Origin of the sequence: Oerskovia enterophila (genome assembly GCF_001692445.1) — a bacterium.
In the GTDB taxonomy this organism is placed as follows: domain Bacteria; phylum Actinomycetota; class Actinomycetes; order Actinomycetales; family Cellulomonadaceae; genus Oerskovia; species Oerskovia enterophila.
In genome coordinates this window covers 13,302-33,964 of the sequence record NZ_MAQA01000011.1, presented here as the reverse complement: position 1 = coordinate 33,964, position 20,663 = coordinate 13,302, and the positions used below count along the sequence as shown (strand labels likewise).

Annotated in this window: 23 protein-coding genes; 3 read left to right on the top strand and 20 right to left on the bottom strand. The window is 72.4% G+C overall.

Annotation, left to right across the window (positions count from 1 at the left end; all coding sequences use genetic code 11):
- Nucleotides 1–4: 4 nt before the first annotated feature.
- The 17 genes from secF to OERS_RS06295 all read right to left on the bottom strand — a co-directional run bounded on the left by secF (nt 5) and on the right by OERS_RS06295 (nt 15,929).
- Nucleotides 5–1,123: a protein translocase subunit SecF gene (secF, locus tag OERS_RS06375; protein WP_056652101.1), complete on the bottom strand. Its 1,119-nt coding sequence runs from the start codon at nt 1,121–1,123 to the stop codon at nt 5–7.
- A complete protein-coding gene (gene secD, locus OERS_RS06370) occupies nt 1,123–2,877 on the bottom strand; it encodes a protein translocase subunit SecD (RefSeq protein WP_248948406.1) in 1,755 nt (584 codons plus the stop codon). The genes secF and secD overlap by 1 nt, the downstream gene beginning before the upstream one ends.
- 130 nt (nt 2,878–3,007) lie before the next feature.
- The gene (yajC, locus tag OERS_RS06365; protein WP_068625167.1) at nt 3,008–3,427 is read right to left on the bottom strand and encodes a preprotein translocase subunit YajC; all 420 of its coding nucleotides are present in this window, start codon (nt 3,425–3,427) and stop codon (nt 3,008–3,010) included.
- Nucleotides 3,428–3,543: 116 nt separating this feature from the next.
- Entirely contained in the window at nt 3,544–4,617 is a 1,074-nt protein-coding gene (gene ruvB / locus OERS_RS06360) for a Holliday junction branch migration DNA helicase RuvB (protein WP_369800611.1), read from the bottom strand.
- Nucleotides 4,618–4,669: 52 nt separating this feature from the next.
- The gene (ruvA, locus tag OERS_RS06355) at nt 4,670–5,317 is read right to left on the bottom strand and encodes a Holliday junction branch migration protein RuvA (RefSeq protein ID WP_068625166.1); all 648 of its coding nucleotides are present in this window, start codon (nt 5,315–5,317) and stop codon (nt 4,670–4,672) included.
- A 167-nt stretch (nt 5,318–5,484) separates the two neighbouring features.
- A complete protein-coding gene (gene ruvC, locus OERS_RS06350; RefSeq protein WP_068625165.1) occupies nt 5,485–6,048 on the bottom strand; it encodes a crossover junction endodeoxyribonuclease RuvC in 564 nt (187 codons plus the stop codon).
- A gap of 86 nt (nt 6,049–6,134) precedes the next feature.
- The gene (locus OERS_RS06345) at nt 6,135–6,893 is read right to left on the bottom strand and encodes a YebC/PmpR family DNA-binding transcriptional regulator (RefSeq protein ID WP_056652119.1); all 759 of its coding nucleotides are present in this window, start codon (nt 6,891–6,893) and stop codon (nt 6,135–6,137) included.
- A gap of 7 nt (nt 6,894–6,900) precedes the next feature.
- Entirely contained in the window at nt 6,901–7,551 is a 651-nt protein-coding gene (gene pdxT / locus OERS_RS06340) for a pyridoxal 5'-phosphate synthase glutaminase subunit PdxT (RefSeq protein WP_056652335.1), read from the bottom strand.
- Nucleotides 7,552–7,687: 136 nt separating this feature from the next.
- Complete coding sequence (locus OERS_RS06335; RefSeq protein ID WP_068625164.1) at nt 7,688–8,329, bottom strand: NUDIX hydrolase; 642 nt, start codon at nt 8,327–8,329, stop codon at nt 7,688–7,690.
- A 33-nt stretch (nt 8,330–8,362) separates the two neighbouring features.
- Nucleotides 8,363–9,289, bottom strand: a complete 927-nt coding sequence (pdxS, locus tag OERS_RS06330; RefSeq protein ID WP_369800599.1) for a pyridoxal 5'-phosphate synthase lyase subunit PdxS — start codon at nt 9,287–9,289, stop codon at nt 8,363–8,365.
- 133 nt (nt 9,290–9,422) lie between these two features.
- Nucleotides 9,423–10,094, bottom strand: coding sequence for a hypothetical protein (locus OERS_RS06325; protein WP_068625163.1), 672 nt, complete (start codon nt 10,092–10,094; stop codon nt 9,423–9,425).
- Nucleotides 10,091–11,302, bottom strand: coding sequence for a glycosyltransferase family 4 protein (locus tag OERS_RS06320; RefSeq protein ID WP_169834195.1), 1,212 nt, complete (start codon nt 11,300–11,302; stop codon nt 10,091–10,093). The genes OERS_RS06325 and OERS_RS06320 overlap by 4 nt, the downstream gene beginning before the upstream one ends.
- A gap of 2 nt (nt 11,303–11,304) precedes the next feature.
- Nucleotides 11,305–12,291, bottom strand: a complete 987-nt coding sequence (locus tag OERS_RS06315) for a phosphatidylinositol mannoside acyltransferase (protein WP_056652129.1) — start codon at nt 12,289–12,291, stop codon at nt 11,305–11,307.
- A gap of 1 nt (nt 12,292) precedes the next feature.
- Complete coding sequence (gene pgsA, locus OERS_RS06310; protein ID WP_068625161.1) at nt 12,293–12,943, bottom strand: phosphatidylinositol phosphate synthase; 651 nt, start codon at nt 12,941–12,943, stop codon at nt 12,293–12,295.
- Nucleotides 12,944–13,510, bottom strand: coding sequence for an HIT family protein (locus OERS_RS06305; protein ID WP_056652340.1), 567 nt, complete (start codon nt 13,508–13,510; stop codon nt 12,944–12,946). It lies immediately after the preceding gene.
- Nucleotides 13,511–13,591: 81 nt separating this feature from the next.
- Nucleotides 13,592–15,592 (bottom strand): threonine--tRNA ligase, encoded by a 2,001-nt coding sequence (thrS, locus tag OERS_RS06300; RefSeq protein ID WP_056652137.1) that lies wholly within the window; start codon nt 15,590–15,592, stop codon nt 13,592–13,594.
- 130 nt (nt 15,593–15,722) lie between these two features.
- Nucleotides 15,723–15,929, bottom strand: a complete 207-nt coding sequence (locus tag OERS_RS06295) for a hypothetical protein (protein ID WP_056652140.1) — start codon at nt 15,927–15,929, stop codon at nt 15,723–15,725.
- Nucleotides 15,930–16,228: 299 nt separating this feature from the next.
- On the opposite strand from OERS_RS06295, the gene OERS_RS06290 reads away from it, so the two are divergent.
- Entirely contained in the window at nt 16,229–17,089 is an 861-nt protein-coding gene (locus OERS_RS06290; RefSeq protein WP_068625160.1) for a DUF4184 family protein, read from the top strand.
- Nucleotides 17,090–17,116: 27 nt separating this feature from the next.
- Here the strand turns inward: OERS_RS06290 and OERS_RS06285 are convergent, their stop codons facing one another.
- On the bottom strand, nt 17,117–17,785 hold the full coding sequence (locus OERS_RS06285; RefSeq protein WP_068625159.1) for a DinB family protein: 669 nt from the start codon (nt 17,783–17,785) through the stop codon (nt 17,117–17,119).
- Between the two features lie 223 nt (nt 17,786–18,008).
- Between OERS_RS06285 and OERS_RS06280 the strand changes: the two genes are divergently transcribed.
- Together OERS_RS06280 and OERS_RS06275 are read left to right on the top strand one after the other, a co-directional pair.
- Entirely contained in the window at nt 18,009–18,404 is a 396-nt protein-coding gene (locus OERS_RS06280) for a DUF2255 family protein (protein ID WP_068625158.1), read from the top strand.
- A gap of 163 nt (nt 18,405–18,567) precedes the next feature.
- The gene (locus OERS_RS06275) at nt 18,568–19,158 is read left to right on the top strand and encodes a DUF1349 domain-containing protein (protein ID WP_248948404.1); all 591 of its coding nucleotides are present in this window, start codon (nt 18,568–18,570) and stop codon (nt 19,156–19,158) included.
- Nucleotides 19,159–19,183: 25 nt separating this feature from the next.
- Here OERS_RS06275 and OERS_RS06270 read toward each other — a convergent pair whose 3' ends face one another.
- A complete protein-coding gene (locus OERS_RS06270; protein WP_068625156.1) occupies nt 19,184–19,771 on the bottom strand; it encodes a DinB family protein in 588 nt (195 codons plus the stop codon).
- 94 nt (nt 19,772–19,865) lie between these two features.
- Nucleotides 19,866–20,486 carry a putative glycolipid-binding domain-containing protein gene (locus OERS_RS06265; protein WP_068625155.1) on the bottom strand — a complete coding sequence of 207 codons (621 nt, stop codon included), beginning with the start codon at nt 20,484–20,486 and terminating at the stop codon, nt 19,866–19,868.
- Between the last annotated feature and the right edge of the window lie 177 nt (nt 20,487–20,663).

Sequence of the window (20,663 nt, the reverse complement as noted above, 5' to 3'; positions counted from 1 at the left end):
AGGGTCAGTGCCCCCGCTTGCGTCGCGGCTGCGCCTTGACGCCCTGGTGCGATCCCGGCTGGAGCTGGCCCGTGGCCTGGACCCCGGCCGCGGCGAGCTGGGCGTCGCGCGAGGCGCCGCCCGTGCCCTCGGCCGCCTCGGCGACGAGCGCGGCACGCTTGTCCAGGACCTTCTGGGTGTGCTCCTTGATGGCGGGCTCGCGCTCGCGCAGCGAGACCTCCAGGGGCGTGGCCAGGAAGATCGAGGAGTAGGCACCCACGGCCATGCCGACGAACAGCGCGAGCGCGATGTCACGCAGCGTGCCGGCACCGAGCAGGAACGCGCCGATGAACAGGATGGCGCTGACGGGCAGCAGGGCCACGACCGAGGTGTTGATCGACCGGACGAGCGTCTGGTTGACCGCGAGGTTCGCGCGCTCGGCGTAGGTGCTGCGGGTCTGGTCGAGGATGCCGGCCGTGTTCTCGCGGACCTTGTCGAAGACCACGACGGTGTCGTAGATCGAGTACCCGAGGATCGTCAGGAAGCCGATCACGGTCGCCGGGGTGACCTCCCAGCCGATCGCCGCGTAGATCCCGACCGTGATGATGAGGTCGTGGAAGAGCGCGATGAGCGCAGCCGCGGCCATGCGCCAGTTGCGGAAGTAGATCGTCATGACCACGCCCACGAGCGCGAGGAAGACGATCAGGCCCGTGATGGCCTTCTGCGAGACGTCCTTGCCCCAGCTGGGGCCGATGAACGCGGTCGTGACGTCGTTCTCGGTCACGTCGTAGGCGCCGGCGAGCGCGTCCCGCACCTCGGTGACCTCGTCCGCCGTCAGGCGGTCGGTCTGGACGCGGATGGCGCTGCCGCCGACCGTCGTGACGCGCGGCACCTCGGCGGGGGCGACCTCGGACACGGCGTCGATCGCGGGCTGCTGGCTCGTGTCGCTGACGTTCGAGACGACGAACTCGGAGCCGCCGCGGAAGTCGATGCCGAGGTTGAAGCCCTTGGTGAGCAGGACCCCGAACGACAGGAGCACCATGACGATCGCGACGATGTAGAAGCGGCGGCGGTTGCCGACGATCTGGTAGGACTTGCGCCCCGTGTAGAGGTCGTTGCCCCACTGGGCGAATCCCTGCGCCATCAGAGGTTCTCCTCGTTCTTGTCGCCCTCGGTCGAGGAGTCGGTGGTGGTCGAGCCGGACTCGGCCGCGCGCCGTGCGGCCGCGCGGCGCTCGGCGATCGTCTGCCGGGTCCCCTCGCCCGCCGTGGCGGTGCCGACGCTCGCGCCGACCTTCTCCCGCGTGGGGCTGCCGAAGGGTTCGTCGCTCGACGCGTCGCTCACGGGTGCGTCCTGGGTGCCTTCGGCGCCCGGCCGGGCGACCCGTCCGCGCCCGGCGTACCGGGCGCTCGCGCCGAGGCGGCGCGGGTCGAGGCCCGAGGCAGGGTGCCCGTTCGCGAAGAACTTGGTGCGTGCGAGCAGCTGCATGACCGGGTGCGTGAACATGAAGACGACGATCAGGTCGATCAGCGTCGTCAGACCCAGCGTGAACGCGAAGCCGCGCACGCCGCCCACGGCGAGGAAGTACAGCACGACCGCAGCGAGGAAGTTGACCGCGTCCGAAGCCAGGATGGTGCGCCGTGCGCGGTCCCAGCCCTTCTCGACGGCCGAGTTCAGGGTACGTCCGTCGCGCAGCTCGTCGCGGATGCGTTCGAAGTACACGATGAACGAGTCCGCGGTGATGCCGATCGCGACGATGATGCCCGCGACACCGGGCAGGGAGAGCCGGTACCCGATCGTCCAGGACAGCAGCAGGATCACCCCGAGGGTGAGCACGGCCGCGATGCCGAGCGAGGCCACCGTGACCAGGCCGAGGGCCCGGTACTGGAAGAGCGAGTAGATGACGACCAGCAGCAGTCCGATCGCGCCGGCGATGAGGCCCTTCTCGAGCTGCTCGCTGCCGAGCGTCGCGGAGATCTGCTGCTCGCTCTGGACCTCGAAGGTCAGCGGGAGCGAACCGAAGTTGAGCTGGTTGGCCAGCAGCGCGGCGCTCTCGCGGGTGAAGTTGCCGGAGATCTCGGCCTTGCCGTCCTGGATCGCGACGTTGGCCGTCGGGGCGGAGATGACGAGCCCGTCGAGGACCATGGCGAACGCGTTCTGCGGGGCAGGCAGCGCGACCAGGCGCGTGGTGGTGTCGCGGAAGGCCTTGGTGCCCTCGGCGTTGAACTCGATGTTGACGACCCACTGGCCGGTGCTGACGCCCTGGGCCGTGGTGCCGAGGCCCGAGCTCGCGTTGGAGATCTCGGTGCCCTCGATCTCGACCGGGCCCAGGATGTACTTGACCGTGCCGTCGTCGGCGCACGTGACGAGCGGGGCGTCGGCGTCGTCACCGGTGCCGCCCGTCAGGTTCTTGGGGTCGGTGCAGTCGAGCGCGTCGAACTGGGCCTGGATCTCCGGGGTGATCTGGGCCAGGTCGCTGGGGCTCGTGGGGGTCACGGGCGCGGTGGGCGCGGTGGGCTCCTCGGCCTGCGTCTCGGAGGCCACCGGGGTGGGTGCTCCGTACGTCAGGACCGGGCGGAACCGCATCTGCGCGGACTTCCGCACGAGGTCGAGCGTCTCGTCGCTCGGGGTGCCGGGCAGCCCGACGACGATGTTCTTGCCCTGGCTGGTGATCTCGGCCTCGGTGACTCCCGAGGAGTCGACACGCTGGCGGATCACGTTGATCGCCTGCTGGATCGTCTCGTCGGTGACCTGCCCCTCGGAGGCGATCGGCGTCAGGATGATCTGCGTGCCGCCCTCCAGGTCGAGGGCGAGTCCGGGCGTGGTGCTCGCGTCCGACCACTTGGTGCCGGCGAAGATCGACGCGAACAACGCGACGATCAGTGCAGCGAGGATCACCAGGGTACGTACGGGCCTGGCGCGTCGTGTGTTGGAGGTGGCCAACTATCCGTCTCTTCTCGTGCGCGCGACATCGAGCGTGCGATGACGCGGATCGACGTCGCGCCCCGGGATCGGGGCGCGACGTGTGTCACTTGCTGTCGGTGCCGTCGTCCCGCTTGTCCCCCGGCTTGTCCGTCAGTCCGGACAGGTCGTCCGGGACGTCGAGCACGTCGTCGACCGTCGAGGTCGGGTCGGTGTCCCCCAGGACCGAGCCGTCCTCGTCGTCCTCTGCCGGGTCCTCGGCGACGGGCGGCTCGACGAGCTTGGCGATCGCTGCCCGCAGCCAGCGGGACTGGTTGCCGGGGGTGGACTCGATCGTGATGATGTCCTTCTCCTCGTCGACCGCGACGATGGTGCCGAACAGGCCGGAACCGGTCATGACCTCCTGGCCGGGGGCCAGGTTGGTCCGGAAGGCTGCTGCTTCCTTCTGGGCCTTGCGCGACCGGTTGGTCATGAGGAACATCGCACCTGCGGCGAGGGCGAGGATGAGGATGAGACTGAAGTCCATGACGGGGTAACCGATTCCTGTTCTGTGCTGGGATCTGCGCGGCAGTCTAGGCGCACGCGTACGGATCACCAACGAACCGTACGACCGTGGAGTTCCGCCGCTCAGACTCCCCCAGTCTAGGCCCCGGTGTCGAACAGGGTTCGCCCCGTCCGTCCGGAGCCGTTCCGTCCCCCCGTCAGGCCGCCCGGGCCGCGGGGCGCGAGGGGGTCGGGGGGTGTGAGCCCGAGGTGCGCCCAGGCAGCCGCGGTCGCGACGCGCCCGCGCGGGGTGCGCCCGATCAGCCCTTCGCGCACGAGGAAGGGCTCGACGACGGTCTCGACGGTCTCCGCCTCCTCGCCCACGGTCACGGCCAGGGTGCTCAGCCCCACGGGGCCGCCGTTGAAGCGGGTGCACAGCGCGCCGAGCACGGCCCGGTCGAGGCGGTCCATGCCGAGCTCGTCGACCTCGTAGACCTCGAGCGCCGCCCGCGCGGCCCGCAGGTCCAGCGAGCCGTCGCCGCGCACCTGGGCCCAGTCGCGCACGCGGCGCAGCAGGCGGTTGGCGATGCGGGGGGTGCCGCGCGAGCGGCCCGCGATCTCGTGGGCGGCGTCGGCGTCGAGCCGGACGCCGAGCAGGCCGGCCGAGCGGACCAGGACGCGCTGGAGCTCGTCGGGCGAGTAGAAGTCGAGGTGCCCGGTGAACCCGAACCGGTCGCGCAGCGGCGCGGGCAGCAGCCCGGCGCGCGTGGTGGCCCCCACGACCGTGAACGGCGGCAGGGCCAGCGGGATCGCGCTCGCCCCCGCTCCCTTGCCCACGACCACGTCGACCCGGAAGTCCTCCATGGCGACGTAGAGCAGCTCCTCGGCGGGGCGCGCGAGCCGGTGGATCTCGTCGATGAACAGGACCTCGCCCTCCTCGAGGGAGGACAGGACCGCGGCGAGGTCGCCCGCGTGCTGGATCGCGGGGCCCGACGTCACCCGTAGGGACGCGCCGAGCTCGGCCGCGATGATCATGGCGAGGGTCGTCTTGCCGAGCCCGGGAGGGCCCGAGAGCAGGACGTGGTCGGGGGTCGCTCCGCGGGCCAGCGCGGCCTGCAGGACCAGGGAGAGCTGGTCGCGCACGACGAGCTGGCCGACGAACTCCTCGAGCCGCCGGGGACGCAGCGCGGCCTCGGCCGCGCGCTCGAGGTCGTCCGCGGCCGGCGCAACGATCCGCTCGGACGTGAAGGGCTCCTCGCCCTCGGCGTACCCGACGCGGTCGAAGTCACCCACGGGGGCCGCCCAGGACGCGCAGCGAGGCGCGCAGGGCGCCCGCGATCTCGTCGGGGGCGACCACGTCGACGCCGGCCTGGGCCAGCACCGTGGCGAGCGCGTCCTCGGCGGCCTTGGGGTTCCAGCCGAGCCCCACGAGCGCCTGGACGACCTGGTCGCGCTGGTCGTCGACCACGGCACCGCCCGTGCCTGCCGCCTCCTCGCCGGTCCCGTCACCGGTGCCCGTGGGGGCCCCGAGCCGGTCGCCGAGCTCGAGCGCGATGCGCTGGGCGCCCTTGCGCCCGATACCGGGCACGCGCATGAGCGCGGCGATGTCCTCGGAGGCCACGGCGCGGCGCAGGGCGTCGGGCGTGTGGACCGCGAGCATCGCCAGGGCCAGGCGCGGACCGACGCCGCTGACGGTCTGCACGGCCTCGAAGACGGTGCGCTCGTCGTCGTCGGCGAACCCGAACAGGGTGAACGAGTCCTCGCGCACGACCATGCTCGTGGACAGGCGGGCGGCCTCCCCCACACGCAGCGTGGACAGCGTCGCGGGGGTCGCGTGCACGAGGTACCCCACGGCTCCCCCGGCGCCGCCCACCTCGATGACAGCGCGGTCCAGGCGGACGTTCGCCACCGTTCCCGACAGCGAAGCGATCACTGTGCCTCCATGCATCCTCGCGGGCCCCGGCCGCGCGCGACCGACCCCGAACACCTGTACGAAACTGCGGCCACTCTAGCAACGGGCGGGCGTGCGCCCGGGTGAGCCTCGCCGTCGGGCACCTCGCCGCACCGCGCTCCCCCGGCACGTGCCCCTGCCGCGAGCACCTAGCGGCGCGGGCCGCGCGAGGCCTGCTCTGCCGCGGCCCACGCCCGCTGGGCCGGGGTGAGCTGGTGGCGGTCCCCGCCCTGCAGCGCGCCCGCGGGGCGCCACATGTGGCAGATCGCCAGCGCCAGGGCGTCGGCCGCGTCCGCGGGCTTGGGCAGCTCGGCCAGGCCCAGGATGCGCGCGACCATGCGCTGGACCTGGATCTTGTCCGCCCGGCCCGTGCCGGTCACGGCGGCCTTGACCTCGCTGGGGGTGTGCATCGCGACCGGGACCCCGCGGCGGGCCGCGGCGACCATCGCGAGCCCCGCGACCTGCGCGGTGCCCATGACGGTGCTCACGTTGTGCTGGGCGAAGACCCGCTCGACGGCCACGACGTCCGGGACGTGCTCGTCCATCCAGGCGTCCAGGCGCTGGGAGATCGTGAGCAGGCGCAGGTCCACCGACATGTCCGGGGGGCTCTGCAGGACCCCGACCGCGACCATCTGCGCGCGCCGCCCGGGCAACGAGTCGACGACGCCCACGCCGCAGCGGGTCAGGCCTGGGTCCACTCCGAGCACGCGCACGCGCTCACCTTCTCACGCGCCACCCACGACGAAGGGCTCCCACGCGAGCGGTCGCGCGGGAGCCCTTGGTCACACCGGGTGGTGGGTCAGTCGTCGTTCTCGAGCTCGGCCATGACCTCGTCGCTCGCGGTGAAGTTCGCGTAGACGTTCTGCACGTCGTCGCTGTCCTCGAGCGCGTCGATCAGGCGCAGGATCTTGCGGGCGCCCTCGGCGTCGACCTCGACCTCCATGGACGGGTGGAAGACCACGTCCGCGGAGTCGTACTCGATGCCGGCGTCCTGCAGCGCGGTGCGGACAGCGACCAGGTCGGTGGCCTCGGTGAGGACCTCGAACGTGTCGCCCTCGTCCGTGACCTCCTCGCCGCCCGCCTCCAGGACGGCCTCCATCACGTCGTCCTCGGTGGTGCCCTCCTTGGGGACCACGATGACGCCCTTGCGGGAGAACAGGTAGGACACCGAGCCCGGGTCCGCGAGCTGGCCCCCGTTGCGCGTGAACGCGATGCGGACCTCCGCGGCGGCACGGTTCTTGTTGTCCGTGAGGCACTCGACCAGGACCGCGATGCCGCCCGTGCCGTAGCCCTCGTACATGATCGTCTGGTAGTCGGCGCCGCCGGCTTCCTGGCCCGAGCCGCGCTTGAGGGCGCGGTCGATGTTGTCGTTGGGGACCGAGGACTTCTTGGCCTTCTGGACGGCGTCGAAGAGCGTGGGGTTACCGGCGAGGTCCCCGCCGCCCGTGCGGGCCGCGACCTCGATGTTCTTGATGAGCTTGGCGAACAGCTTGCCGCGCTTGGCGTCGATCACGGCCTTCTTGTGCTTGGTCGTAGCCCACTTGGAGTGTCCTGACATACCCCTGTTACTCCTTCACGATTGCGACGAAGAGCTCGTGCACCCGCGCATCGCCCGTGATCTCGGGGTGGAAGGAGGTGGCGAGCAACGTTCCCTGACGTACTGCCACGATTCTACCTGCGTCTTCGCCCGCGCCCGCGGCGGGCACCGCGCCCGGCGCAGCGGGCACAGAGGCGCCCCGGTGGCGCGTGCGCGCCAGGACCTGGACCCCCGGGCCGGCCTGCTCGACCCACGGGGCCCTGATGAACGCGGCGGGCACGGGCCCGCCCGGCACCCCGGTCATCTCCACGGACGACTCGAACGAGTCGACCTGACGCCCGAACGCGTTGCGGCGCACCGTGACGTCCAGGCCACCGAGGGTCTGCTGGTCGTGGGTCGCCCCCAGCACCCGGTCCGCGAGCAGGATCATGCCCGCGCACGAGCCGTACACCGGCAGACCTGCGGCGATCGCGGCCCGCAGCGGGTCGAACAGCTCGAAGATCCGCAGCAGCTTGTCGATCGTCGTCGACTCACCGCCGGGGAGCACGAGGCCGTCGAGCGCGGCGAGCTCGGTGGGGCGCCGCACGGTGACGGCGCGCGCACCGGCCACCTCGAGGGCGGCCACGTGCTCACGGACGTCGCCCTGCAGGGCGAGGACTCCAATGACCGGTTTCACGATCGCCCATCGTACGCGCCGCCCGCCGCGCGGTGCGGGGGTGCCCGACGACGGCGCTCGCGGCCGGAGGGCGGGCGCAGCCCGGCCGCGAGCGCGGGTCGGCGGGGCGCCTCTCGGGACGCGGGTGCGGCGCGGTCGGCTACTCGGTGGCCTCGCCGAGGTGGCGGGTCCGTCCGTCCCACCCGTCGAGCAGGGGTTCGAGGAGGTCGGGCAGCCCGGCGGGGAAGACCTCGATGGTGACCTCGCGCAGCTCGGGCAGTGCCCACCAGCGCATCTCGTCGACGACGTCGTGCTCGATCTGGGTCCAGCCCTCGCGCGTCAGGGGCACGGCGGCCTGGGTGCTGGTGATGCGGGCGAGGTAGAAGACCTCGTCCTGGCGGCAGCGTTCGCGGTAGAAGTCGAAGACGGCCGACCGGGTCCACACGGGTCCCTGCAGGTCGGCGGGGTCCAGGCGCAGGCCCGTCTCCTCGAGGACCTCGCGCACGGCGGCGTCACGGTCGCTCTCGCCGGGCTCGATCCCGCCGCCGACCGTGAACCACCAGGACCGCTCGGGCTGGTCGGTGTCGTGGCCACGGGCGAGCAGGACGCGCCCGGCGTCGTCGAGCAGCAGGACGCGTGCCCCGCGCCGGTGGCGCATGCCGTCGGCGCCCAGGACCCAGTCGGGTCCGAGCGCGGTGGGCGACACCTCTTCGGTGGGCGCAGCGGGGGCGGCGGGCGCCGCCGGGGCGGGCGCAACGGGTGCGCCCGCCCCGGTCGGGACACGGCCGGGCGTGCCGGTCATCGTGGGGTCACCGGACCAGCAGCACGACGGGAGTCACCAGCCGCGCTCGGCCAGGCGGTGCGGGACGGGGATGTCGTCGACGTTGATGCCGACCATGGCCTCGCCCAGGCCGCGCGAGACGTCCGCGAGGACGGCCGGGTCGTCGTAGAACGTGGTGGCCTTGACGATCGCCGCGGCGCGCTGGGCGGGGTTGCCGGACTTGAAGATGCCCGAGCCGACGAACACGCCCTCCGCGCCGAGCTGCATCATCATGGCCGCGTCGGCCGGGGTCGCGATGCCGCCCGCGGTGAACATGACCACGGGCAGCTTGCCCGTGGCGGCGATCTCCTTGACGAGCTCGTACGGGGCCTGGAGCTCCTTGGCCGCGACGAACAGCTCGTCCTCGGGCAGGGAGGTCAGGCGGCGGATCTCGCCGCGGATGGTGCGCATGTGCGTGGTCGCGTTGGACACGTCGCCCGTGCCGGCCTCGCCCTTGGAGCGGATCATGGCCGCGCCCTCGGTGATGCGGCGCAGGGCCTCGCCCAGGTTGGTCGCCCCGCAAACGAACGGTGCGTCGAACGCCCACTTGTCGATGTGGTTGGCGTAGTCGGCCGGGGTCAGGACCTCGGACTCGTCGATGTAGTCGACGCCGAGGGCCTGCAGCACCTGGGCCTCGACGAAGTGGCCGATGCGCGCCTTGGCCATGACGGGGATCGAGACCGCGGCGATGATGCCGTCGATCATGTCGGGGTCGCTCATGCGCGAGACCCCGCCCTGGGCGCGGATGTCGGCCGGGACGCGCTCGAGGGCCATGACGGCCACCGCGCCCGCGTCCTCGGCGATCTTGGCCTGCTCGGGCGTGACGACGTCCATGATGACGCCGCCCTTGAGCATCTCGGCCATGCCGCGCTTGACCTTGGCCGAGCCGACGACGTCGCCGGTCACCTGGGGGCTGTTCTCGCCGGAATTCTCCACGGACACCGCGAAACCTCACATCTTCACGTTGGGACGCGCGAGCAGGGGTCACGCTCGCGCCGCCGACATGCTTGCACGTCACCGCCCAGTCTACGGAGGTCCGCCCACCCCTCGGGCAGCCCCCGAACCGACCGGCCGGTCAGGGGTTGCGGTCGAGCGCGGGCGGCCAGGCGTCGTCGAGCTCGACCGTGACCGGCATGGGCGCGTGCCCGGCCAGCGAGAACGCCCGGGCGTACCAGGTGCGGCGCAGGCGCTGGGTCTGGGCCACGGCCTCGTTGTGGAAGCGGCGCGCGATCTGCGCCCGGTACCAGGCCCCGGCCAGCGCCGCGAGCAGCTCGGCCCCCACAGGCGAGGCGCGGATCTCCCGCACCTCCTCGGGGTCCTCCAGGGCCGCGCGCAACGTCGCCGACAGGTCGCTCTCCGCCCGCGCCCGCTCGGCGCCCACCCCCGCCAGCAGGCGAGGGGCCCGCTCGAGCGAGGAGGCGCCGTCGGGCCCGGGAGCGGACCCCGGCGAGGCCACCAGCTCGGCCAGGCCCGGGACCACGGACGCGACCTCGCGCGTGCGCAGGTCGTCGTCCAGCACCTCGTACGCCGCCTCCGCGACCAGGACCGAGCTCGCCGGGTCCAGCTCCCCCGCCCCCGCCAGGTCCAGCGCCGCCGACGCCCGCCGCTCCAGCTGTGCGTCCAACGCCAGGCGCGAGGCCATGACCTTGCGGTGCAACCGGTCCAGGCGCGAGGCGGCCACCCACAGGGCCCACCCCGCGACCAGGACCACGGCCACCACGATGATGGCGATCTCCGACCACGTCACGACGGGTTCCTCTCCTGCTCCGGACGGGGCCACAGCCCCAGACGACGACCACCGCGCAACGACGCCGGGTCCTCGTGCACCGGGATCACCGCGTCCGAGGCCGCCAACGCCATCTCGTACACCGCGAGCACCTCCGCCGTCACCGTCGACCAGTCGAACCGGCGCACGAACGAGATCGCCCGCTCGCAGTACCGCTCCCGGCCCGCCGGGTCCGCCAGGACCCGCAGCACCGTGTCCGCCAACGCGACCGGGTCCCCCACCGGGAACAACGCCCCCGCCTGCCCCTCGTCCAGCACCCGCCGAAAAGCCCCCAGGTCCGAGGCGACCACGCACGCCCCCGCGCTCATCGCCTCGACCAGCACGATCCCGAAGCTCTCCCCACCCGTCTGCGGCGCGATGTACACGTCCACCGACGACAGCAGCGACGCCTTCTCCTCGTCCGAGATCGACCCCAGGAACTCCACGGCGCTCGCCGACTCCCCCAACGCCTCGAGCGCGTCCGCGCGCCCCTGGTCCCCGCGGCCCGCGATCAGGAACCGGGCCCCCGGGACGGCCTCGAGGATGCGGGGGATCGCGGCCGTCAGGACCGGCAGACCCTTGCGCGGCTCGTCCAGGCGCCCCAGGAACGCGATGGTCGGCGCGTCCGGGGTGCCCTGCCACCTCGCCGACGGCGCGGCGTCCGCGAACGTGTCGACGTAGACGCCGTTGGGGATCACGACCGCGTCGCCCCCCATGTGCTCCACGAGGGTGCGCCGGGCGTCCTCCGAGACCGCGATGCGCGCCGAGATCTTCTCCAGGCTCTGACGCACCAGCGGGTAGACCACCTGCAGCGCGCGCGAACGGATCAACGCCGTGTGGAACGTCGCCACGATCGGCCCCTGCGCGATCCACAGCGCCAGCATGCTCAACGACGGCGTGACCGGCTCGTGCAGGTGCAGCACGTCGAACTTGCCCGCGTCCAACCACCGGCGCACCCGCGCAGCAGTGACCGGACCGAACGTCATGCGCGCCACCGACCCGTTGTACTTGACCGGCACCGCACGGCCCGCGGACGTGATGTAGTCCGGGATGGGAGTGTCCTCGTCCGCAGGGGCCAGCACCGACACCTCGTGCCCCTGCGCCATGAGCGCCTCCGCCAGGTCCCGGATGTGGAACTGCACCCCACCCGGCACGTCGAACGAGTACGGGCACACGATCCCGATCTTCAGGCTCATGCCGAGCCCACCGCCCCTCCACCAGTCGCACCCTGCGCGTCCTTCGCCCGGGTCCGGGCGTACCGGTCCGGGTCCAGGTCCGCCACGAACACCTTCTGCAGCATGTGCCAGTCCTCCGGGTCCGCGGCGATGGCCTCCTCCAGGTGGTCGACCCACGCCTGCGTCACCGCCGCGACCCGCTCGCTGCGCGGCACCCCGTCCGGGACCGCGACCTGCGGGAAGAACCGGATGACGATCCCCCACGGGGTCCCCGCCGCCCGGCGACGGGGACCCGTCAGACGCTCGTACCGGATCGACGCCGTCAGCAACGGTGCCCCCGTCGAGACCGCCAGCGCCGCAGGACCCGCCGCGACCCGGGCCCGCTCACCGAACAGGTCCACCTCCACACCGCGCGCCGTCAGGTCACGGTCCGCGAGCAACGGGATGAGCTTGCCCGGCCCCCGCGCCCCGCGCATCAGCTCACGGAACACGTCACCGTCGCCCAACGCCAGGATCTCGATCCCCAACGAGTTGCGGAACGCCAAGAACTCCTGGAACAGCTCCTCGGGCTTGAGCCGCTCCGCGACCGTCAGCACCGGCGCGATGTGCGGCGTCGCATACGCCCCCGCCAGGTCCCAGTTGCCCATGTGCCCCAGCGCCAGCAACGGCGTCACACCCTGCGACGTGAACTGCAGGCAGTTCTCGTACCCCTCCAGACGCACCCGCGCCTCGATCTGCGCAGGCGACGCCCCCGGCAGCGTGAACGCCTCCCGGTAGTAGCGCATGTACGACCGCATGCCCGCCCGGCTCAACCGGCGCAGCCCCCGCGCGTCCAACCCCGGGCGCACCCGCGCCAAGTTCTTCTCCAGCTGCGGCACACCACCCCGGCGCGTCGCCCACGCCACGTCCGCGATCACCGTGAACAACCCACGCAGCACCGGCTCCGGCACCTTGTGCGCGTTGCGCCACGCGAACGTGAACGCCTTGTCCGCGCTCACCCCCACCTCAGGCACCACCCTCGGACGCCGCAGCGTCCCCCGCAGAGGCGGCCCCGGCAGCAGCGACAGCCTGACGACGCACCGTCGCCATGCGCTGCACCACCGTCACGGCGCTCGCGGCCGCGAGCAGCCCCAGGACCACGACCAGGACGGTCACCGGCAGCCCCAGGCCCACCAGGCCGGCAGCCACGAGCGTCACGACCAGCCGGTCGGCCCGCTCCGCGATCCCGACCGCGGCCGTCATGCCCAGCCCCTCGGCCCGAGCCCGCGCGTACGGGACCACCGACCCCAGGACCAGGCACGCGAGCCCCACCGTGATGCCCCACGTGTTCTCGGTGCGCACGAACCACACGATCAGCCCCGTGAAGATCGCGGCGTCGGCCAGCCGGTCCAGCGTCGAGTCCAGGAACGCCCCCCACGGGCCCGAGCGCCCCGACAGCCGCGCCATCACGCCGTCCAGCGCGTCCGAGAACGCGAAGACCATGATCGCCATGGTCCCCGCGAACAGGTGCCCCGTGGGGAACAGCCACAGCGCGGAGGCCACCACGCCCACCGTGCCCACGATCGTCACCGCGTCCGGGGAGACCCCGATCCGCAGCAGGAAGGCCGCGACCGGCGTGAACAAACGCGTCACGACGGCGCGAAGTCGCCCGAACATCTAGCTCTCCTCGAGTGTGGGCGTCGCAGGAGACGCCGGGTCGTCGTTCGTCGGTCCTGGGCCGGGCGCACCATGAGCCTCCCAGGCCGCCGCGAGCCGCGCGCGGGTGTCCCCCAGCAGCTCCGGCACGGCCTTGGTGTGGGCCACGATCGGCAGGAAGTTCGCGTCCCCCGACCAGCGCGGCACCACGTGCTGGTGCAGGTGCGCCGCGATGCCGGCCCCGGCGACCGCCCCCTGGTTCATGCCCAGGTTGAAGCCGTCAGGGCCCGACACCGCACGCGTCACGCGCATCGCCTGCTGCGACAACCGCGCCAGCTCGTCGGTCTCCTCGGGGGTCAGGTCCGTGTAGTCCGACACGTGCCGGTACGGGCACACCATCAGGTGGCCCGGGTTGTACGGGTACAGGTTGAGCACCACGAAGCACCACGTGCCCCGCGCCACGACCAGCCCGTCCTCGTCGGACAGCGCAGGGATCCGGCAGAAGGGGCACGACGACGACCGGTCGTCGACCGGCTTGTCCTGACCGCCGATGTAGACCATCCGGTGCGGCGTCCACAGCCGGTCCATCCCGTCGTCGAACCGCGGATGCCCCTCCGGACCCTCCACGGAGTACCCCGACCCCGTCCCTGCGCCGTCCGACGTCACGCGTCAGACCTGGCTGCGCTCGCGGACCGCAGACACGATCCGCTCGATGGCCTCGGCCACGGGCACGCCGTTGTCCTGGCGTCCGTCGCGGTAGCGGAACGAGACCGCACCGGCCTCGACGTCCTCGCCACCGGCGATGAGCACGAACGGCACCTTCTGGGTGCTGGCCGTGCGGATCTTCTTCCCGAAGCGGTCGTCCGAGTAGTCGACCTCGGCGCGGATGCCCTGCGCGGCGAGCTGGGCGACGACGTCGGCCAGGTAGTCGTTGAAGGGCTCTGCGACCGGGACGGCCACGACCTGGACCGGCGCGAGCCAGGCCGGGAACGCACCCGCGTAGTGCTCGGTGAGCACCGCGAAGAAGCGCTCGATCGAGCCGAACAGCGCACGGTGGATCATGACCGGGCGCTGACGCGTGCCGTCCGAGGCCTGGTACTCGAGGTCGAACTTCTCCGGCAGGTTGAAGTCGAGCTGGATGGTCGACATCTGCCAGGTGCGGCCGATCGCGTCCTTGGCCTGGACCGAGATCTTGGGCCCGTAGAACGCGGCGCCGCCCGGGTCCGGCACGAGGTCGAGCCCGGACTCCTCGGCGACCTGGCGCAGCGTCTCGGTCGCTTCCTCCCAGGCGTCGTCGGTGCCGACGGACTTCTCGGGGTCGCGCGTCGAGAGCTCGAGGTAGAAGTCGTCGAGCCCGTAGTCCTTGAGCAGGTCGAGGACGAAGTTCAGCGCGTTCGTGAGCTCGGACTTCATCTGGTCGCGCGTGCAGTAGATGTGCGCGTCGTCCTGGGTGAACCCGCGGGCGCGGGTCAGGCCGTGCACCACGCCCGACTTCTCGTAGCGGTAGACCGTCCCGAACTCGAAGAGGCGCAGGGGCAGCTCACGGTACGAACGCCCACGCGCGTCGAAGATCAGGTTGTGCATGGGGCAGTTCATGGGCTTGAGGTAGTAGTTCTGACCGGCGCGGCGCAGCGTGCCGTCCGCGTCGCGCTCCTCGTCAAGGTGCATGGGGGGGTACATGCCCTCGGCGTACCAGTCGAGGTGCCCGGAGACCTGGTAGAGCTTCTCCTTGGTGATGTGCGGGGAGTTGACGAACGAGTAGCCCGCCTCGATGTGGCGCTTGCGCGAGTACTCCTCCATCTCGTTGCGGATGATCCCGCCCTTGGGGTGGAAGACCGCGAGCCCCGAGCCGATCTCGTCCGGGAACGAGAAGAGGTCGAGCTCTACGCCCAGGCGGCGGTGGTCACGACGCTCGGCCTCGGCGAGGCGCTCGGTGTACGCGCGCAGCTCGTCCTTGGTGGGCCAGGCGGTGCCGTACACGCGCTGGAGCTGGGGGTTCTTCTCGCTGCCGCGCCAGTAGGCGGCCGCGCTGCGCATGAGCTGGAAGCCGTTGCCGATGAGGCGCGTGCTGGGCAGGTGCGGGCCGCGGCACAGGTCCTTCCAGGCCACCGTGCCGTCGCGACGGACGTTGTCGTAGATGGTGAGCTCGCCGGCACCGACCTCGACCGACACACCCTCCCCCGCTGCGTCGTCGGCCGAGCCGGAGCCCTTGAGGCCGATCAGCTCGAGCTTGTAGGGCTCGTTCGCGAGCTCGGCACGGGCCTCGTCGTCGGTGACGACACGACGCTTGAACGTCTGCCCGTCCTTGATGATGCGCGCCATGACCTTGTCGAGGGCCTTGAGGTCCTCGGGCGTGAACGGGGTCTCGACGTCGAAGTCGTAGTAGAACCCGTCGCGGACGGGCGGGCCGATGCCGAGCTTGGCGTCGGGGTTGACCTGCTGCACGGCCTGGGCCAGGACGTGCGCGGCCGAGTGACGCAGCACGTCGAGCCCGTCGGGCGAGTCGATGGTCACGCCCTCGACCTCGTCACCCTCGGCGACGGGGGTGTCGAGGTCCTTGAGCTCACCGTTCACGCGGAGGACGACGACCTCGCGGCGGCCCGAGAACAGGTCCGCGCCGGTCGTCCCCGTCTCCACCGTGGTCCGTTCCCCGTCGAGAGTGATGGACAAAGGTGACGATACGACGTCTGACACGGTGCGCGCTCCTAGCAGCTCAACAGGGCATTCGAAAGGGCGCCGCCAGACGGCGGCGCCCTCCGATGTTACCGACCTCGGCCGGTACCGTGCGTTCCTCGCCCGGTCAGTCGTTCACTTCCTTGGCCTTCTCGGCGAGCGTGTCGACGTGGCCGTCGACCGAGTCGGGCGCGATTCCCTTGATCTTCTCGGCGACGTCGTCGATCCGGTCGTCGGTCAGGAACTCCTTGGCCTTGTCTAGCAGGCCGCCCAGGCCTTCCTTGGCCTCGCCGGCAGCGGCCGCAGCCTTGTCCTTCGCCTCGTCGATACCCATGTTCGGCTCCTCGCGTCACGTCCTGCGGCGAGGCTCGTGCCTCACCACAGGGCAAACTACCGCCGCTCCGCGGATCCTTCCTGGGCAGGACACGCCCGGTCGAGCTGAGATCACCCGGAGCCACCCGTCGTCTGGGCTTGATGGTGAGTCGCATATGGAGGTGGTCCGTTGGAGGGTACGCGCTTGGCACACTATTTTCCTCCGAACCAGAGAGTGTCCACAAAGTGTGAGATGTCCGACTCCGACCCTCCGGCCCATGTCCTGGCAGCCCCTGTCGGCCGGCTCGACGAGCGGGCATCATGTCGCCCGCGCCCTACACCCCTGTCCATGCCCTGGTCGCGCTCCCCCTCGCCGGAGGGCCGGCGAGGCGCGCGCTCTCCCCCGCTCTCCTCCTCTGGGCGCTGCCCGCGTCCGCGATCGGTGCGATGGTCCCGGACGCTCCCCTGTTCCTCGACGTGCTGTGGCCCGGGACCGACGAGCTGGCCCACGCCACGCACCGTCTGCTGGGCGTCGTGACCGTCGACCTCGCCCTCGCCGTGGCCTGCACGGCCCTGTGGGTCCTCGTGGTCCGCGGGCCCTACCTGGCCGCGCTGCCCCGGCGGAGGCCCCTCTCCCCCGACGTGTCGACCCGCGCCGCGGGCCCGCCGGTGATCGCGGTGGCCGTCGCAGGGTTCGCCGTGGCGGGGACCCTCACCCACGTCCTCTGGGACGACTTCACGCACCTGCGCGGGACCGCGGTCCAGACCTGGGACGTCCTGCGGACCCCGGTCGCCGGGGTCGCGGTGTACAAGTACCTCCAGCACGGGAGCTCGTTCGCCGGGTTCGTCGTGCTCGTGGCGCTCGTGGTGCGCTGGTGGCGGGCCTCCCTGCCCGTCGCCGCCCCGCAGCACCTGCGCTCCGCGGTCCTGAGCATGACGGCCGGCGCCGTGGCGGGGATGCTCGGAGCGGTCGTGCGGCTGCTCGCGACCGACCACGCGGTGACCGTCTTCTCGCTCGCCCGCCTCGCCGCGACCTACCCGGTGCTCGGCGCGGGCCTGGGTGTGGTCGTGTGGGCGGCCGTGCGGACGGCGGCCTCCCGTCGGGAGGCCAGGAGGCCCGTGGCCGTGGGTGCTCCCGGCACGCCCCAGGACCACGGGGGCCCGACGGCGTCACGCGCGTGACGCCGTCGGCTCCACCGGGCGCCCCGGTCAGGTGCGGCGCGCGTCCGCGCGGTGCTGCGCCTCGTCCGCGACGGCTCGCAACCGCTCGACGTGGGCCGACCAGTCGTGCGCCGACAACGGTGGGAGGTTGTCTTGGTCCGCCCGAAGACCCGCGCTCCCGTCGGTGAGCTCGCGCAGGATGTCGGCGTGCCCCGCATGGCGGGCCAGGTCGCTCGTGACGTGCACCATGACCTGGAGCAGCGTGATCCTGGAACGGTCGTCGGGCCACCAGGGCACCCGGCCGGTCGCGTCCAGGTCCAGGGTCGCGATCGTCTCGTCGGCGAACGCCCAGACGCGGCGGTACAGGTCCACGACCGAGCCGATCGACTCCTCGACCGTCGCCCACATGTCGGCGTTGTCCTCCCCGTCGGCGGCGTCCTCGGCCATCCACGGGACGTCGTCGGGCGTGGGCCACCCGCGCCCGAAGGTCTGCCCGAAGTAGCCGAACTCGACCCCGGCAGCGTGCTTGACGAGGCCGAGCAGGTTGGTCCCCGTGGGCGTCCAGGGCCAGCGTGCGGCCCGTTCGTCGAGCCCCTCCAGCTTCCAGACGAGCGCGTCGCGCGCGGCCTGGAGGTACCGGTGCAGGGTGGCCTTGTGGTCGGGGCGGACCACGGCGTCGGTCGGTGCGGACGCCGCGCCGGTCTCGGTGCTCTCCATCGGTCGAGTCTGCTGCCGCGCCCGAGGGGTGGCAAGGCGTGGGGCGTCCCCGCCCTGTCGTCACCCAGTGGTCGGCGGGCGGTCGTGACGTCCCGGTCCTGGTACCAGCACGACCTCCCACGCGGGACCCTCCAGCCGTAGGTTCGATACCGCGGCCTGCCCCGGACCCTGGTCCGGGCCACGACGTGCACCGACCCATCGACCGACACGAGGAGCGATCACCATGACGGGACCGACGACGGCGGCCTGGACCGCCGAGGAGCTGGACAGGATCGGCCGGGCCGAGGAGCTGCAGGTCTCCTCGGCGCGGCCCGACGGGACGCTGCGGCCGTACGTGACGATCTGGGTCGTGCGCGTGGGGGACGACGTCTACGTACGCTCTGCCTACGGCCGCGAGAACGGATGGTTCCGCCGCGCCCTGGCCGACCCGCGAGGCCGCGTCCGCGCCGGTGGCATCGAGAAGGACGTCGCGTTCGTCGAACCTCCCGGCACCGTGCACCCGGCCGTCGACGCGGCCTACCACGCGAAGTACGACCACTACGGTCCGGCGATCGTCGGTTCGGTGACCGGAGCCACGGCGGCCGCCGCGACGTTCCGCCTCGAGCCGCGCGAGGACTAGCCGCCAGGGGGCGTCCGAGGGGCCCTGCGCCGCGGGTGCGACGCCGTCGACCAGGAGGAGGCTCTCCTCGTCGCACGGTGCGATTCCGGGCGTCGCACGGTGCGGGACACGCGCGGTGCGGGAGCGCTTCCACGTCGCGGGCTCACGTGGGTAGGGTGTGCGCGTGACGAAGATCTCCCTCCCCACGCTGCACTGGTTGTCCCACGAAGGCGCAGGTCAGGTCGACGGCGACGCCGTGACCCTCACCGCACCGGCCGGCACCGACTGGACCGACGACGCCCTGGGCGCCCCGCCCCAGCACGCGGCCCCGGCCCTGGTGTTCGACGCCGCCGCCGAGCTAGCCCTCTCCGCGCGGGTCCGGGTGACCACCCGGCGCACGACCTTCGACGCGGGCGCGCTGGTCCTGTGGGCCGACGAGCGGCACTGGGCCAAGCTCTGCTTCGAGCAGTCTCCGCAGGGGCAGGCCATGGTCGTCTCGACCGTGACGAACGAGTTCACCGACGACTGCAACTCGTGGGACGTCGCCGACGAGACGGTGCACCTGCGGATCGTGCGGACCGGGCCCGCGTGGGCCTTCCACGCGTCGCGCGACGGCGAGACCTGGGAGTTCGTCCGGCTCTTCCGGCTCTACACCGACCTGCCCGTGAGCATCGGCTTCCTCGCACAGGCGCCCCTGGGCGAGGAGTGCACCGCGGTCTTCGACCGGATCGTCCTGGAGGACAGTGCGCCGGGCGACCTGCGTGACGGGAGCTGAGCCGCGCCGACGCTCCAGACACGGCTCAGCGCCCGCGCAGCGGGTAGAGCACCGGCACGCCGGGCGGGTCCTCCCCGACCAGGCCGTCGATCGACTCACGGATCAGGTCGGCGTGCCCGACGTGCCGGGCATACTCCTCGATCAGGTCGACCAGGACGCGGCGCAGGCTGGACTTCTCGCCGTCGCTCCCGGGCTGCCAGACGACCCGGTGGTCGAGCCCGCCGTCGGCGAGCGCCTCGTCGATCGCCGCGCGCGCCCGGACGACAGCCGTGCGCCACAGGTCGTACAGGTACTGCGGGCTGTCCTGGGCCGCCGAGGTCCACGGCCACTGCGGGTCCCGGTCCCAGTCGACCGTGTCCCACGGCCGGCCCGGGGCGCGGCCGTGGAGCGTGGTCGAGAACCACAGCTCCTCGACGAACGCGAGGTGCTTGAGAAGCCCTCCCAGCGTGATCTCGGACGCCGCGACCTTGACCGCGAGCGCCTCGGCGTCGAGGCCGCCGACCTTCCACGCGAACGTCGCGCGCTGACGCTCGAGCGAGCCGAGGAGCGTCGCGGCCTCGTCCCCCGCGACGGGTGGCTCGATGAGCTCCCAGCCGTGCGTCGCCTCGTCCATGAGCTCCTCCAGGTGGGTGCGGTCCGACCAGCTCGTGCTGCAGGCAGGTGCGCTCCGGTCGGGCGAAGAGCGCGCCGCGGAGACGCGGGGTCGATCAGCCCCGGCGCGCGAGGTGCGGGTAGTCGATCACGAGGCCGTCGGCGTCGACCGTGAGGTCGGCCGTGACGTCGCGCGTCGCGCTCGTGTAGGTGACGACCCCGCGCCCGACCGTCGGGTCGTACGGGGAGCTCGCGGCGTACACCTGCTCGCTGCGCACGACCCGCAGCGAGGGGACCTCGACCCAGGCCATGGTCAAGGAGGTCGGCGTGACCGGCGCCCGGGCGCCCAGCAGCCCGAGGCGCAGGATCGGCATGGAGTTCGTCACGGGGCACAGCGCGAGGTCGCAGTCGAGCGCGCCCGCGAGCGACGACGGGGCCTCGATGCCGGGGGTCCCGAGGTCGACCGGGGCCGCCCCGGAGTGCGAGACCTCCGCGCCCCACTCCCCTGATCCCGCCCGCTCGAGCTGCAGGTCGCGGGACCAGCCCTGCCCCCGGACCGTCACCTCGAGCCTGCGCGTGACCCAGTGCGGCCCGGTGGTCAGGGACCAGGCCGTCACGTAGGTCGGTCCCCGTGAGGTCCCGAGGCACTCGAACCGGTCTGCCCCGAGCGAGAGGACCGCCGTGTCCACGCGGTCGGGGTCGTCCTCCCCCACCCACGAGACGTGTCGACGGGTCATGTCCGGCACTCCTTCGTCACGAGCGGTGCGCGGGCGCTGCTGCACGCCCTCCCCCTGCCGGTCTACCAGGCTTCCGACGGGCCCGACACCCGGACGCCGCGCGGGCTCTCCTGCGACGCCGGGGGCGACGTGCGGGCGACCGCCACCCGGCGTCCGCCGCACGCGGGCCCTTGGTCC

Coding starts and splice junctions, on each gene's coding strand:
- OERS_RS06270 (WP_068625156.1), bottom strand. CDS start 19,771: ATGGACGAGGCGACGCACGGCTGGGAGCTCATCGAGCCACCCGTCGCG.
- OERS_RS06345 (WP_056652119.1), bottom strand. CDS start 6,893: ATGTCAGGACACTCCAAGTGGGCTACGACCAAGCACAAGAAGGCCGTG.
- OERS_RS06335 (WP_068625164.1), bottom strand. CDS start 8,329: ATGACCGGCACGCCCGGCCGTGTCCCGACCGGGGCGGGCGCACCCGTT.
- OERS_RS06305 (WP_056652340.1), bottom strand. CDS start 13,510: ATGGACCGGCTGTGGACGCCGCACCGGATGGTCTACATCGGCGGTCAG.
- OERS_RS06265 (WP_068625155.1), bottom strand. CDS start 20,486: ATGACCCGTCGACACGTCTCGTGGGTGGGGGAGGACGACCCCGACCGC.
- OERS_RS06290 (WP_068625160.1), top strand. CDS start 16,229: ATGTCGCCCGCGCCCTACACCCCTGTCCATGCCCTGGTCGCGCTCCCC.
- OERS_RS06295 (WP_056652140.1), bottom strand. CDS start 15,929: ATGGGTATCGACGAGGCGAAGGACAAGGCTGCGGCCGCTGCCGGCGAG.
- pgsA (WP_068625161.1), bottom strand. CDS start 12,943: ATGTTCGGGCGACTTCGCGCCGTCGTGACGCGTTTGTTCACGCCGGTC.
- secF (WP_056652101.1), bottom strand. CDS start 1,123: ATGGCGCAGGGATTCGCCCAGTGGGGCAACGACCTCTACACGGGGCGC.
- OERS_RS06280 (WP_068625158.1), top strand. CDS start 18,009: ATGACGGGACCGACGACGGCGGCCTGGACCGCCGAGGAGCTGGACAGG.
- OERS_RS06285 (WP_068625159.1), bottom strand. CDS start 17,785: ATGGAGAGCACCGAGACCGGCGCGGCGTCCGCACCGACCGACGCCGTG.
- yajC (WP_068625167.1), bottom strand. CDS start 3,427: ATGGACTTCAGTCTCATCCTCATCCTCGCCCTCGCCGCAGGTGCGATG.